The organism is Bacillus cereus, from assembly GCF_002564555.1.
GTDB lineage: Bacteria > Bacillota > Bacilli > Bacillales > Bacillaceae_G > Bacillus_A > Bacillus_A cereus_K.
On record NZ_NUVD01000024.1, the window covers coordinates 93,577 to 106,549 of the forward strand.

A 12,973-nucleotide genomic window follows, 5' to 3' on the forward strand; every position below is an offset into this window, starting at 1 on the left:
ATTGGTCTGAAGTTTCGAAAAACTGGGAGAGGGTACAGCAATAAGAGTAAATACTTAGTTATTCTTTTTCTTAATTGAATATATCTGTTTCAGCGCTTTCTATGGGATGAAAATAAAAAAATTTAAATATTTAAGTATTTTACTTTTCTAAAAGTAATAAAAGGACTATAATAATAGTGAAAACGCTTGCAACAGAAAATAGTTTGTATATATTTGTTAGCGTTTTCTATTGCATTCCAAATTTAAGGGTGTATACTAGGCAATGAAGGTTTACTAAACAAGTGAAATTACAGGGGGTTTACTTACTATGGTAGCCGAAAAGGGAACTCAAACAAAAACACAACAACAAAGGGAACAACATTTTGAACTATTGAATTCGACACAAATTGTTATTAGTGAAGCATTAGAAAAATTGGGTTATCCAAACGAAGTGTATGAATTATTGAAAGAACCAATTCGTATGATGACAGTGAAAATACCAGTTCGTATGGATGACGGGACTGTTAAAATATTTACAGGATATCGTGCGCAACATAATGATGCTGTTGGTCCAACGAAAGGTGGAATTCGCTTCCATCCGAATGTAACAGAAAATGAAGTGAAAGCACTTTCTATCTGGATGAGTTTAAAATGTGGTATTGTTGATTTACCATATGGCGGAGGTAAAGGTGGAATTATCTGTGACCCACGTGAAATGTCATTCCGTGAGTTAGAAAGATTAAGCCGCGGTTATGTACGAGCTATTAGTCAAATCGTAGGTCCAACGAAAGATATTCCAGCTCCAGATGTATTCACAAACTCTCAAATTATGGCATGGATGATGGATGAGTATAGCCGTATCGATGAATTTAATTCACCAGGATTTATTACAGGTAAACCGCTTGTATTAGGTGGATCACATGGACGTGAAACAGCGACAGCGAAAGGTGTAACAATTTGTATTCGCGAAGCTGCAAAAAAACGTGACATTGATATTAAAGGTGCACGCGTTGTTGTTCAAGGATTCGGTAATGCCGGTAGCTTCTTAGCTAAATTTATGCATGATGCAGGTGCGAAAGTTATTGCGATTTCAGATGCTTATGGTGCATTGCATGATCCAAATGGATTAGATATTGACTATTTATTAGACCGTCGTGATAGCTTCGGTACTGTAACAAAACTATTTAATAATACAATTTCAAACAAAGAATTATTAGAACTTGATTGCGACATTTTAGTTCCAGCTGCAATTGAAAACCAAATTACAGAAGAAAATGCTGATAAGATTAAAGCGAAAATCGTTGTTGAAGCTGCCAATGGTCCAACTACATTAGAGGCAACAAAGATTTTAACAGATCGTGGTATTTTACTTGTTCCAGACGTATTAGCTAGTGCTGGTGGTGTAACAGTATCTTACTTTGAGTGGGTACAAAATAACCAAGGTTTCTACTGGAGTGAGGAAGAAATAGAACAACGTTTAGAAAAAGTAATGGTAAAATCGTTTGATTCCATTTATGAAACAGCACAAGTTCGTAAAGTAAACATGCGCTTAGCTGCGTATATGGTTGGTGTTCGTAAAATGGCTGAAGCTAGTCGCTTTAGAGGCTGGGTATAAGCATAAAGTTTTTAATGAAAACGTGATTCCTTTCGAGGGGATCACGTTTTTTTGTTGAAGTATTAGAGCGAGGTGTTGTATATGGAAAATGAAATGATGGAACGAGTAGAACAATTAGAAGAAAAAGTTAAGAGGTTAGAGGGAGAACTTGCAAGAACGATGAAAGCCCGAAAAACAAGTAGCGTTCGGGTGTTCGGAGAAGGGCTCTTGTTTTTAATATTTGGTACAGTCGTAGTAGGACCGATTATCGCCTTTGTAATTACAATTCTTACTTGGTTTGTTGAAAAATAAAATAAAAAAACAAAAAGAACGCTTGTTCTGTACGAACAAATGTGCTATACTTTCCTTAGATAAACAAAACGGAAATGATTTTAAGGAGAGATAAATGATGAAAATGACAGTAGACCAAAGATTTATGATGCCAGCAGATGTTGTAGAACGAGTGGAAGTATTACGAAACAAACAAAGTAAGCGTGGCACATTATTACAATCAGTAAATAAATTTTTCGGTTTAGATACGAAAGAAGATTGTGTTTGGTTTTACGGTTTTTATGGAGTTGCTGTAAGTATTTTATTATTTATGGTGTTCACATCAAATATTTTCGATTTTCTCTTCGCGTAAGAAATATGCTATAAGGACATTGCTACCGAATACATATATAAGGAAGTAAGGTAATCTTCTGAAGCGGGAGTTGGTAATAATGGCGATGTTTCCTATAGAGCGTAACTATATTGGATATGGAAGTTCACGACCGGGAATTCCTCTTTCTAAAGTAAGGTTTATTGTAAGTCATGATACGGGGAACCCTGGTAGCAATGCGATAGGGAATCGGGATTATTTTAATGAAATACAACCGAAAGCTTCGGCACATACATTTATAGATGATAAAACAATATTGGAAATCATCCCTATAAATGAAGTTGCATATCATGTTCGATATGGTGTGCCGACGGATAATGACTTATATGGTTATGATGCGAATAAGGCTGCCATTGGGGTGGAACTCTGTTATGGCGGTGATCTTAACTTTTGGGAAGCATATAATCGTTTTACGTGGTATCATGCGTATTTATGCCAAAACTTCGGCTTGAATCCGAAAAAAGATATCGTATCACATAAAACACTTGACCCAGCTAGAAAGATTGATCCTGAAAGTGTATTAGGGAAACAAGGTATTAAATTTCAGCAGTTTTTAGCAGATGTCTATCGGATGTACGTTTCGTTTAGATGACAAATATATGAAAAATGAATACAATAAAGATAGGTGCCTACTGCTGTAAGTAGGTTTTTTCTTGTTTTTATAAATAGTGTATTGGTAGAAGACTAGGAGTGAACCGAGTATGCAGAAAGAAACAGCTATCATAATTGGAGGCGGTCCGTGCGGATTAGCAGCGGCAATTTCGTTGCAAAAGGTAGGGATAAATCCGTTAGTAATTGAAAAAGGTAACATTGTAAATGCGATTTATAATTATCCAACTCATCAAACATTTTTCTCTTCTAGTGAAAAATTAGAAATTGGTGATGTAGCTTTTATTACAGAAAATCGTAAGCCTGTTCGAAATCAAGCGCTTGCGTATTATCGTGAAGTAGTAAAGCGTAAATCCGTACGTGTAAATGCTTTTGAACGAGTGGAGAAAGTTCAAAAAGATGGAGAAATATTTAAAGTTGAGACGACAAAACGTGACGGAAGTAAAGAAATATATATAGCGAAATACATTGTTGTAGCAACTGGATATTATGACAATCCGAATTATATGAATGTTCCAGGTGAGGAGCTGAAGAAAGTTGCTCACTATTTTAAAGAAGGACATCCTTATTTTGATCGAGATGTAGTAGTTATAGGTGGGAAAAATTCAAGTGTAGACGCTGCGTTGGAACTTGTTAAAGCAGGTGCGCGTGTAACGGTTTTATATCGCGGAAGTGAGTATTCACCAAGCATAAAGCCGTGGATTTTGCCGGAGTTTGAGGCATTAGTACGAAATGGTACAATTCAAATGCATTTCCAGGCTCATGTGAAAGAAATTACTGAACATACATTGACGTTTACAGTTGATGGCGAGGCAAATACAATCCAAAATGATTTTGTATTTGCGATGATTGGTTACCATCCTGATCATAGCTTCTTAACGAAGATGGGTGTTCGGATTGATGAAGAAACAGGACGTCCGATTTATAATGAGGACAGAATGGAAACGAATGCTGAAAATATTTTTATTGCGGGTGTAATTGCTGCTGGGAATAATGCAAATGAAATATTTATCGAAAATGGTAGATTTCATGGGGATGCAATTGCGCAAACCATTGCCTTAAGAGAAGAATAAAAAGAAGCTGTCGAAAAAATTTCGACAGCTTCTTTTTTAATCATGCATAAACATATTTTGGATCGTTTCATGAGAGTTTGTATTCTCTAATGCGACTAGCAATTTAATACGCGCCTTTTGAGCATTTAAACCGTATGTGAATACAATCCCCATATCTTTTAATTGTTTGCCGCCACCTTCATATGAATATACATCTTGAACGATGCCGTTGAAACAGCGAGAAACTAATACGACAGGAATTCCTTTGTTTATTAATCGTTCTAGACTAGGAAGTGTTCGTGGAGGTAAATTACCTTGTCCAAGTGCTTCAATAACAATTCCATCTACAGGAAGGTTTTCAATTGCTGCTAACAATGTATCATCCATGCCAGCATATGCTTTCAGCACAACTACATTTTTAGACACTTTGTTTACTGTATATGTTTCGTGATGTACTAAAGCGTGATGGAAGACAACGCCGCGTTTTGTTACCATTCCAATTGGTCCATATTGCGGGCTTTGGAATGTCGCGACATTACTCGTATGTGTTTTCGTTACATTTGTAGCACAGTGAATTTCGTCGTTTAATACGACTAGAACACCTTTTTCAGCAGCTTCATTGCAGCTAGCAACTTTTACAGCCGATAAGAAGTTATATAGGCCATCAGCACCTAATTCATTACTAGAACGCATTGCGCCTGTCACAACGATCGGAATAGTTGCTTGTACTGTTAAATCTAAGAAATAAGCTGTTTCTTCTAATGTATCCGTACCATGCGTAATGACTACGCCATGAATGTTGTCTTGTTTTACTCTTTCATCGATGATGACTTGTAATTGTAACATTTCGCTTGGTGTCATATGAGGAGATGGTAGATGGAACACATCTTCAACGATTAAATCAACATCGCCTTCTAAATCAGGAATGAATTTTAAAAGAGGATTTTTATCACCTGGTTGTACGACCCCAGTTTCTTTGTCTTCCTCCATTGCAATTGTTCCACCTGTGTGTAAAACTAGGATTCTTTTCAATGCTTATACCCCTTTCAAGTTGAAAAATACATTTAGAACATAACATGTTTTGAGTAAATTCGACAATGGAAATGTATAAAAGTATGCGTGGAAAATGACAATAAATTTAGTGGCTCTCTGTACGTTTTGTAAAATCAGGAATGAAATGTGTAAGTAGAGGGTGGAAAGGAGCTAATAGTTTGAAAAAGGTAGAGAAAATTTTTATTCGTATAGTAGTAATACAATTTATTTTTCTTTGTGTGGTGCAATTGTTATTTATACATAAGTCTTCAGTGAAATATTTATCTAAAATTGTTTATTATGAAGGTGTTGTCGCAGAAAATAAAGCAGAAATCTTACAGGTGAATAGGTAGTTTTCATTTTCTTCTAAGAAGGATTATGCTACAATAATTGAGGATTTAATGACGTGAAGCAAATGAGAAGAAGCAGGGATGAATACCTGCTTTTCGTTTTGTTTTATAAGTGAAAAAATGAGGTGTTACAATGGATAAACGAATTTCGATTGCTATAGATGGTCCAGCAGCTGCTGGGAAAAGTACAGTTGCAAAAGTTATTGCAAAGAAACTTTCTTACGTTTATATTGATACAGGCGCAATGTACCGTACTCTGACATATGCAGCCCTTGAACAAAAAGTGGACATTGAAAATGAAGAGAAATTAATGGAAGTTTTAAAGAATGTAAATATTGAATTTCAGCAAGGAGAAAATACACAACTTGTATTTTTAAATGGACAAGATGTTTCTGAAGTAATTCGCACACATGATGTGACGAATCGAGTATCTATTGTAGCAAAGCATCGTCTTGTTCGTGAAGAAATGGTACGTCGTCAACAAGAATTAGCGGAAAAAGGCGGCGTTGTAATGGATGGTCGTGATATCGGCACACATGTGTTACCGGATGCTGAAGTGAAAATCTTTATGCTTGCTTCTGTAGAAGAAAGAGCAGAAAGAAGACATTTAGAAAATATAAATAAAGGTTTCGATTCTAATTTAGAGCAGTTAAAAGAAGAAATTGCTCAGCGTGATAAATTAGATTCAGAACGCGAAGTTTCTCCTTTAAAAAAGGCTGATGATGCATTGGAATTAGATACAACTTCTCTATCAATTGAAGAAGTTGTCGGAAAAATAATGAGCATTGTTTCAGGAGTATTTGCGAAATAAAGAAAGAAAGGGGATAATCCTCTTTCTTTTTTTGTTTATCCCGCTATTTGCCGGGCAGCCCGATTGGTGCGGGCTGATAATCAGTGGGGATGAAGAAAACCCCCACTGGTTAAAGTTTCACTTTATATAGAAATGTAAAGGATATGTGAATTGTGAGTCTCTTCCCTTGACAAATGAGCCGATTTATAAGAAGTTAGGTAGAGAAGGACGGAACTGTCAGAATATATTCGCTATTATATTTCAAAACATACTTTCTTCGAGAAGAAATTGCTGTATACTATTTATATAGGTTTAATATATTTTCTTCTGAATGGTATTGAAAAAGAGTATGTGATGATAAATTCTTAAACATGCAAATGAAAACATTTGTTTTCATTTCGTATATACATAAAAATGCTTTGTCAATTCTGTAGGGAGGTATTTCCATGGTAGAGAAAATGAATGAAGAAGTTATGGATTCAAAAGAATTACAAGTTGGTGACGTTGTTACAGGTTCTGTAACGAAAGTTGAAGAGAAACAAGTTCTTGTAAATGTTGGATACAAAACAGATGGCGTAATTCCAATTAGTGAATTAGCTAACGTTCATATTGAAAAAGCAAGCGATGTTGTAGAATTAGATCAAACATTAGAATTAAAGGTTATTAAATTAGAAGAAAATGATCTTGTCTTATCAAAACGTGCTGTTGATGCAGAAAAAGCATGGGTAGCACTACAAGAGAAATTTACTTCTGGTCATGTATTTGATGTTACTGTAAAAGATATCGTGAATGGTGGATTAGTTGTGGACCTTGGCGTTCGTGGTTTTATCCCAGCTTCACTTGTAGAAGTACATTATGTAGAAGACTTTACTGACTATAAAGGAAAAACATTAGCTGTAAAAATTGTTGAACTAGACCGCGAAAAAAATCGTGTAATCCTTTCGCATAAAGCGGTAGTAGAACTAGAACTAGATTCTAAGAAAAAAGAAGCAATCTCTTCGTTAAAAGAAGGGGATGTTGTTGAAGGAACAGTACAACGATTAACGGATTTTGGTGCTTTCGTTAACGTTGGTGGTGTGGACGGTTTAGTTCACATTTCACAAATTTCACACGAACGTGTAGAGCAACCTTCTGAAGTGCTAGAGCAAGGTCAAAAGGTAAAGGTAAAGGTGCTATCTGTTGATGCTGATACACAACGTATTTCTTTATCAATTAAAGCAGCTCAGCCGGGACCTTGGGAAAATGTTGCTGGTGAAATAAAAGTTGGAGATATTCGTGAGGGAGTAGTGAAACGCCTTGCTACATTCGGCGCATTCGTTGAAATTTTACCTGGCGTTGAAGGACTTGTACACGTATCTCAAATTGCAAATCGTCACGTGAAAAATCCAAATGAAGTATTGGAAATGGGACAAGAAGTAAAAGTGAAAGTACTGGAAGTTCATGTAGCAGAGAAACGTATTTCTTTAAGTATAAAAGAAGCGCTTGAAGAAAATAATGTAACAGAAGATTATAGCCAATATGAGCCAAATGCTGATTCTGCTACTTTCCAATTAAGTGATATTATTGGTGAACAACTGAAAAAATTAAAGAAATAAAGAGGGGTACAAGTGGTAAGGGCAAAACGTAAATTAGATCATATTGAATACGCTCTTTCTACTGGTCAGTCTCGTACGCATGGCTTTCATGATATTGATTTTGTGCATCAAAGCTTGCCAAATTCAAGTTATGATACTGTAACATGTGAAACAAAAATCGGCGAACTTTCACTAAGTTCGCCGATTTTTATCAATGCGATGACTGGTGGTGGAGGAGAGCAAACGATTCATATTAATGAACAATTAGCATATGTAGCAAAACATCATAAACTTGCTATGGCTGTAGGTTCGCAAATGGCAGCGTTAAAGGATGAAAGTGAGGCGGCTTCTTATAAAGTCGTCAGAAAAGTAAATCCAAATGGTATTTTCTTTGCTAATTTGGGTAGTGAGGCAACTGCCGAACAGGCAGAGCGTGCCATTGATATGATTGAAGCGAATGCACTGCAAATTCATTTGAATGTTATACAAGAGTTAACGATGCCAGAAGGAGACCGTGATTTTACTGGTGTGCTTCAGCGAATTGAGAAAATTGTTTTAAATAGTAAAGTGCCTGTTATCGTAAAAGAAGTTGGATTTGGCATGAGTAAAGAAACAGTACGACAGTTAGCGAGTATAGGTGTAACAGCAATTGATATTGGTGGACAAGGTGGTACGAATTTTGCAGCTGTTGAAAATGAAAGAAGACAGCGTATGCTTTCTTATTTTAATAACTGGGGCATACAAACAGCTACCTCGATTATTGAAGCAACCTCTACAAATAATAACCTCTCTTTTATTGCATCTGGGGGCATACAAACAGCGCTTGATGTAGCGAAGGCGATCGCGTTAGGGGCGAATACAACTGCGTTTGCTGGATACTTTTTACGTATTTTAATGCAAGATGGCATCGAGAAGTTAGTGGATGAAATTGATCTTTTACATACAGATTTGAAATTTATTATGACAGCTCTTGGTGCGAAGACGATAGAAGAATTACAGTCTGTGCCTCTTGTTGTAAAAGGCGAAACGTATCATTGGTTAATGCAGCGTGGTATTGATACTTCGAGTTATAGTAGGAGATAAAAAATCAACCGATTGGTTGGTTTTTTTTGCGAGGAATTATTCTATATAATTCTATAAATGGAAAAAAGAGAGAAAATATATTATAATCAAAATATATGAATATTATTTATGGAAGTTGTAATTAAAAAGGGGTTATAAAAATGAAAAAGTGTAGAAAATGTATCTTCAAATAGTAAAAATACAATAGGACGTATTACGTATAATAGTGACGATGTTAATATCCATGCGCGGAATATAAGAGAAGATACAGCGATTTCTGGATATAATCAAAAAGTTGAAATTTCACTAACTTCAAATGTGAGAGAAGGGGGTTCTAGTTCAACAACAGCACAATCGACAATTAAAACGGAGAATATTGCAATCGCAGTCGGGAATAAATTGTATAGGAATCCAATGGTAAATGCAGGAGATGGAAGAGAAGTGTTAATATTGCCAAGGGAATTAGAAGAAGACAAAAATAATCCACCGGAAGATTCATATGCAAATTATTATTTCAATATACCAAATGAGGTGGATTTAAGTACAGCTGAAGTAGTATTACTCTCTGATCAAGGAAACATCATCGGAAGTAGAAAAGTTAAAGAGGAACGAGAAGATACTGCCGATGTGAAAAAAGAAGTTGAGCGAAAGTTACAAGAATTAGGGGAGACCAATTATGTACGTGTAGAAGTGAATAGTAAAGATCCTTCTCTTCATACGTATTATGTTGTTACATATCCAAAAAAACCAACAGGTGTTGTTACGATTGATGCCTCGTCAAGTGATCGAATTTATAATGCGAAAACAAAAGAATTATATTATGAGTAGAAATTATTAAAATAATTTATGTGAAAGACGGTTTCGTACAATATCGAAACCGTCTTTTTGTATTTTTAGTGTTGATTTTGCTTTCGAGCTTGCTCCGGTGTATCAAGACTAGTTGCACCAGGATATTGAAGTGATTGGTCGCGATCGGATTCAACGCGGCGTGATTCTCTTAGTTTTCGTTCTTGGCGATCTTTACCCATAATGAATAGCACCTCCTTATTAAAAGTGTTGCTGTTATAAGGAAAAACTATGCGTAAAGAAAGTGGATTAACTTTCATAAAAAGTTCCCATAATGGAAAACATAGGAGGTGAAATGATGGATGGGAGTATTTTTTATTTTGTAGCTTGGATAGGGTGGGTCATTGTAACTTTTTTTATGAAAAAGGACGCTATTCGATGGAAGTTAGGCGCTTGTATACTGATTTTTATAATTTGCTCTCCGTTACATGTGACGATTGCTTCATTCACAGTATCAGTAAATGCTCTTTTACTTTGTATTATTTCTTTTATCGGAATCACGCTATATTCTATTTGGAAAAAAATATATAGCTTACTTTCAGCACTTATTATTGCAATGTTATATACAAGTTTTCATCTGTTAGAAATATACGATCCAATTTGGATTGTGGTGGATAGGGTGTTTCTGTTAAGTAATGTTCTTGTGTATGCATCGGTGTTATTGCATGGGGACCGTATATTACGATTATGTTCCCTATATGTAGGAATGTTGCAAGGAGAGTTGTTAGTGACACTTATTTTTCGGAAATTACACTTTCCATATGATTACGGTAGTTTAGCATTTTTTGATATCATCGCCGTTTCTACATTATTTATGGCAGTATTGTTTTGGATTGCAAAAGCATCAGTATACATGGAACAGCTTAAGAGGAAAACACGTAAAAGAAAGGCGAGGGTAATACATGACTGAATATACACCAGCCATTTTATGCGGCGTAATAGCAGGAACAGTGACGAGATTGTTAATGCTTCGGACGGATACGCGGCAATATCCGACGAGGCTTCACGGGAAAATTATCCATGTTGCGATGGGGTTAATTGCAGCTGCTTTAGGAGCGATTGCTATCCCGTCTATTTTGAAAAAAGATTTTTCTGCAATTACATTTCTTACGTTAGCAGCGACGCAATTTCGTGATGTGCGTAATATGGAAAGAAATACACTTCAACAATTAGATGGATATGAGCTCGTGCCGCGTGGGAATACATACATTGAAGGGATTGCATTAGTTTTTGAAAGTCGCAATTATTTGGCGATGTTAACGTCGTTTGCAACGACGTTTGCGTATATAGGATTCCATTCATGGATTGCCGGGGTAATTACTGGTATGGTAAGTTTTTTCATTGCGAAAAAATTAATGTCAGGTAAAAGACTTCATGATCTTGTAGAAATTGAGCATGTTCCACTTCATTTTGAAGGAGCGGGACTTTATATTGATAATATTTACATTATGAATATTGGATTACCAGCAAGGCAAGAAGAAATTATGAAATATGGAATGGGTTTTATTTTAAAGCCGAAATCAATTGATGCGATGGTTACAATTGCAAACTTAGGACAAAGGCAAGCTATTTTGCACGATGTTTCTGTTGCTTTAGGGATATATAGAGATTCAGGTACACCAGCGCTTGTACCGTTAGCAAAGCGCGATTTAGAGGATGGCAGAGTTGGAATCTTTGTCTTGCCACAAGATCAAGATGCAGAGAAAGCGATAGGGGTAATAGGGAATGTGCCGACGTTAGAAAGCGCGGTTCATATGTCATCAGAGGCTCCGAAAGGAAGGGGAGATAAGAGATGATGTTAGAAAGTGTTATTCTTGCGGTTATTACAACAGTGCCAGAGAAGTTTGCAGGTGGTGCTCCTTTGTTTACTTGTGAGACGACAGAGGAACTAGAATTTGTTGCAAATAATTTAGAAGCCATTTTAGATGGTATTGCGCATCGCTTACAAGAGAATGTATATATTATTGTGAAACATTAGCAACGTGTGGTATAATATGAGGTGTTTTGATACGTTGAGAATTATTCTGGAATGCAAATCCCTTCTTGCACAAAGAAGGGTTTTTTACATAATAAACAGAAGCAAGTTGAAAGGATGAAAGTATATGCCGAAACCAGTAATAGCAATAGTAGGCCGCCCGAACGTAGGGAAATCTACTATTTTCAATAGAATTGTTGGAGAAAGAGTTTCAATTGTAGAAGATATACCAGGTATAACGAGAGACCGTATTTATAGTGCGGGAGAATGGTTAAATCATGAGTTTAACATTATTGATACAGGTGGAATTGATATTGGAGACGAGCCGTTCTTGACACAAATTCGTCAACAGGCGGAAGTAGCGATTGATGAAGCAGATGTTATCATTTTTATGACGAATGGTCGCGATGGTGTAACTGCAGCAGATGAAGAAGTTGCTAAAATTTTATACCGTTCTAAAAAACCAATTGTACTTGCGGTAAATAAGGTTGATAATCCAGAAATGCGTAGTGATATTTATGACTTTTATGCATTAGGATTTGGCGAGCCATTCCCGATTTCAGGAACACACGGTTTAGGACTTGGTGATTTGTTAGATGAAGCTGCAAAGCATTTTCCAAAGATTGAAGAAGAAGCGTATGACGATGAAACAATCCGTTTCTCTTTAATTGGACGTCCAAACGTAGGGAAATCATCACTTGTAAATGCACTTCTTGGTCAAGAGCGTGTAATTGTAAGTAATATAGCGGGAACGACACGTGATGCTGTTGATACACCATATAGCAAAGATGGTCAAGATTATGTAATCATCGATACAGCTGGTATGCGTAAAAAAGGGAAAGTATACGAAAGTACAGAAAAATATAGTGTACTTCGTGCACTTAGAGCGATTGAACGTTCTGACGTTGTTTTAGTCGTTTTAGACGGAGAAGAAGGAATTATTGAACAGGATAAAAAAATTGCTGGATATGCTCATGATTCAGGACGTGCTGTTATTATCGTCGTAAATAAATGGGATGCAGTGAAAAAAGATGAAAAAACGATGAAAGCATTTGAAGAAAACATTCGCGCTCATTTCCAATTTTTAGAGTATGCGCCGATTGTATTCTTATCTGCGAAAACGAAAAAACGTACACAAACATTATTACCAGTTATTAATGAAGTAAATGAAAGTCATAGCATCCGCGTACAAACGAACGTATTAAATGATGTAATTATGGATGCGGTAGCGATGAATCCAACGCCGACTCATAATGGTAGCCGTCTGAAAATCTTCTATGCGACACAGGTTGCGGTAAAACCACCAACATTTGTTGTGTTTGTAAACGATACAGAATTAATGCACTTCTCATATGAGCGCTTCTTAAAGAATCGCTTACGTGAAGCATTCGGCTTTGTTGGAACGCCGATTCACATTATCGCTAGAGCAAGAGACTAATGGAGAGGATG

At 36.2% G+C, this 12,973-nt stretch carries 16 protein-coding genes; 14 read left to right on the plus strand and 2 right to left on the minus strand.

Annotated features, from left to right (window positions below):
• The first annotated feature begins 307 nt into the window (after nucleotides 1–307).
• The 5 genes from gudB (at nucleotide 308) to COI75_RS15015 (ending at nucleotide 3,916) form a co-directional block, all read left to right on the plus strand.
• Nucleotides 308–1,594 carry an NAD-specific glutamate dehydrogenase gene (gene gudB / locus COI75_RS14995; protein ID WP_000225169.1) on the plus strand — a complete coding sequence of 429 codons (1,287 nt, stop codon included), beginning with the start codon at nucleotides 308–310 and terminating at the stop codon, nucleotides 1,592–1,594.
• Nucleotides 1,595–1,675: 81 nt separating this feature from the next.
• The gene (locus COI75_RS15000) at nucleotides 1,676–1,885 is read left to right on the plus strand and encodes a hypothetical protein (protein WP_000426771.1); all 210 of its coding nucleotides are present in this window, start codon (nucleotides 1,676–1,678) and stop codon (nucleotides 1,883–1,885) included.
• Between the two features lie 94 nt (nucleotides 1,886–1,979).
• On the plus strand, nucleotides 1,980–2,216 hold the full coding sequence (locus tag COI75_RS15005) for a DUF3961 domain-containing protein (RefSeq protein WP_001983018.1): 237 nt from the start codon (nucleotides 1,980–1,982) through the stop codon (nucleotides 2,214–2,216).
• 79 nt (nucleotides 2,217–2,295) lie between these two features.
• Entirely contained in the window at nucleotides 2,296–2,826 is a 531-nt protein-coding gene (locus COI75_RS15010) for a peptidoglycan recognition protein family protein (RefSeq protein WP_001240642.1), read from the plus strand.
• Nucleotides 2,827–2,935: 109 nt separating this feature from the next.
• Nucleotides 2,936–3,916 carry a YpdA family putative bacillithiol disulfide reductase gene (locus tag COI75_RS15015; protein WP_001168480.1) on the plus strand — a complete coding sequence of 327 codons (981 nt, stop codon included), beginning with the start codon at nucleotides 2,936–2,938 and terminating at the stop codon, nucleotides 3,914–3,916.
• Between the two features lie 36 nt (nucleotides 3,917–3,952).
• On the opposite strand, the gene ansA is transcribed toward COI75_RS15015, so the two are convergent.
• Nucleotides 3,953–4,927, minus strand: coding sequence for an asparaginase (gene ansA / locus COI75_RS15020; RefSeq protein ID WP_000821998.1), 975 nt, complete (start codon nucleotides 4,925–4,927; stop codon nucleotides 3,953–3,955).
• Between the two features lie 179 nt (nucleotides 4,928–5,106).
• On the opposite strand from ansA, the gene COI75_RS26955 reads away from it, so the two are divergent.
• From COI75_RS26955 to COI75_RS15045, 5 genes are all read left to right on the plus strand, one after another.
• Nucleotides 5,107–5,280: a YpfB family protein gene (locus COI75_RS26955; RefSeq protein ID WP_000754948.1), complete on the plus strand. Its 174-nt coding sequence runs from the start codon at nucleotides 5,107–5,109 to the stop codon at nucleotides 5,278–5,280.
• Nucleotides 5,281–5,410: 130 nt separating this feature from the next.
• Entirely contained in the window at nucleotides 5,411–6,088 is a 678-nt protein-coding gene (gene cmk / locus COI75_RS15030) for a (d)CMP kinase (RefSeq protein ID WP_000361249.1), read from the plus strand.
• A 425-nt stretch (nucleotides 6,089–6,513) separates the two neighbouring features.
• On the plus strand, nucleotides 6,514–7,662 hold the full coding sequence (rpsA, locus tag COI75_RS15035) for a 30S ribosomal protein S1 (protein WP_000229570.1): 1,149 nt from the start codon (nucleotides 6,514–6,516) through the stop codon (nucleotides 7,660–7,662).
• A gap of 12 nt (nucleotides 7,663–7,674) precedes the next feature.
• On the plus strand, nucleotides 7,675–8,724 hold the full coding sequence (fni, locus tag COI75_RS15040) for a type 2 isopentenyl-diphosphate Delta-isomerase (RefSeq protein ID WP_000251053.1): 1,050 nt from the start codon (nucleotides 7,675–7,677) through the stop codon (nucleotides 8,722–8,724).
• A 393-nt stretch (nucleotides 8,725–9,117) separates the two neighbouring features.
• Nucleotides 9,118–9,531, plus strand: a complete 414-nt coding sequence (locus COI75_RS15045) for a hypothetical protein (RefSeq protein ID WP_033657182.1) — start codon at nucleotides 9,118–9,120, stop codon at nucleotides 9,529–9,531.
• A gap of 65 nt (nucleotides 9,532–9,596) precedes the next feature.
• On the opposite strand, the gene COI75_RS26575 is transcribed toward COI75_RS15045, so the two are convergent.
• Nucleotides 9,597–9,731 (minus strand): YpzI family protein, encoded by a 135-nt coding sequence (locus tag COI75_RS26575; RefSeq protein ID WP_000513901.1) that lies wholly within the window; start codon nucleotides 9,729–9,731, stop codon nucleotides 9,597–9,599.
• 116 nt (nucleotides 9,732–9,847) lie between these two features.
• Here COI75_RS26575 and COI75_RS15055 point away from each other — a divergent pair, with 116 nt between their 5' ends.
• From COI75_RS15055 to der, 4 genes are all read left to right on the plus strand, one after another.
• Nucleotides 9,848–10,459, plus strand: a complete 612-nt coding sequence (locus COI75_RS15055; RefSeq protein WP_000349081.1) for a YphA family membrane protein — start codon at nucleotides 9,848–9,850, stop codon at nucleotides 10,457–10,459.
• Entirely contained in the window at nucleotides 10,452–11,345 is an 894-nt protein-coding gene (locus COI75_RS15060; protein ID WP_000141590.1) for a YIEGIA family protein, read from the plus strand. Before COI75_RS15055 ends, COI75_RS15060 begins: the two co-directional genes overlap by 8 nt.
• A complete protein-coding gene (locus COI75_RS15065) occupies nucleotides 11,342–11,527 on the plus strand; it encodes a capping complex subunit for YIEGIA (protein WP_000979060.1) in 186 nt (61 codons plus the stop codon). The genes COI75_RS15060 and COI75_RS15065 overlap by 4 nt, the downstream gene beginning before the upstream one ends.
• 124 nt (nucleotides 11,528–11,651) lie before the next feature.
• A complete protein-coding gene (gene der, locus COI75_RS15070) occupies nucleotides 11,652–12,962 on the plus strand; it encodes a ribosome biogenesis GTPase Der (RefSeq protein WP_001125885.1) in 1,311 nt (436 codons plus the stop codon).
• The last annotated feature ends 11 nt before the right edge of the window (nucleotides 12,963–12,973 follow it).

Bases quoted from the DNA above. Each gene is read 5' to 3' on its own strand.
- der (WP_001125885.1), top strand. From the start codon at position 11,652: ATGCCGAAACCAGTAATAGCAATAGTAGGCCGCCCGAACGTAGGGAAA.
- COI75_RS15060 (WP_000141590.1), top strand. From the start codon at position 10,452: ATGACTGAATATACACCAGCCATTTTATGCGGCGTAATAGCAGGAACA.
- cmk (WP_000361249.1), top strand. From the start codon at position 5,411: ATGGATAAACGAATTTCGATTGCTATAGATGGTCCAGCAGCTGCTGGG.
- COI75_RS15010 (WP_001240642.1), top strand. From the start codon at position 2,296: ATGGCGATGTTTCCTATAGAGCGTAACTATATTGGATATGGAAGTTCA.
- COI75_RS15015 (WP_001168480.1), top strand. From the start codon at position 2,936: ATGCAGAAAGAAACAGCTATCATAATTGGAGGCGGTCCGTGCGGATTA.
- COI75_RS15045 (WP_033657182.1), top strand. From the start codon at position 9,118: ATGGTAAATGCAGGAGATGGAAGAGAAGTGTTAATATTGCCAAGGGAA.
- COI75_RS15055 (WP_000349081.1), top strand. From the start codon at position 9,848: ATGGATGGGAGTATTTTTTATTTTGTAGCTTGGATAGGGTGGGTCATT.
- COI75_RS26575 (WP_000513901.1), bottom strand. From the start codon at position 9,731: ATGGGTAAAGATCGCCAAGAACGAAAACTAAGAGAATCACGCCGCGTT.
- gudB (WP_000225169.1), top strand. From the start codon at position 308: ATGGTAGCCGAAAAGGGAACTCAAACAAAAACACAACAACAAAGGGAA.
- COI75_RS15065 (WP_000979060.1), top strand. From the start codon at position 11,342: ATGATGTTAGAAAGTGTTATTCTTGCGGTTATTACAACAGTGCCAGAG.
- rpsA (WP_000229570.1), top strand. From the start codon at position 6,514: ATGGTAGAGAAAATGAATGAAGAAGTTATGGATTCAAAAGAATTACAA.
- COI75_RS15005 (WP_001983018.1), top strand. From the start codon at position 1,980: ATGATGAAAATGACAGTAGACCAAAGATTTATGATGCCAGCAGATGTT.
- COI75_RS15000 (WP_000426771.1), top strand. From the start codon at position 1,676: ATGGAAAATGAAATGATGGAACGAGTAGAACAATTAGAAGAAAAAGTT.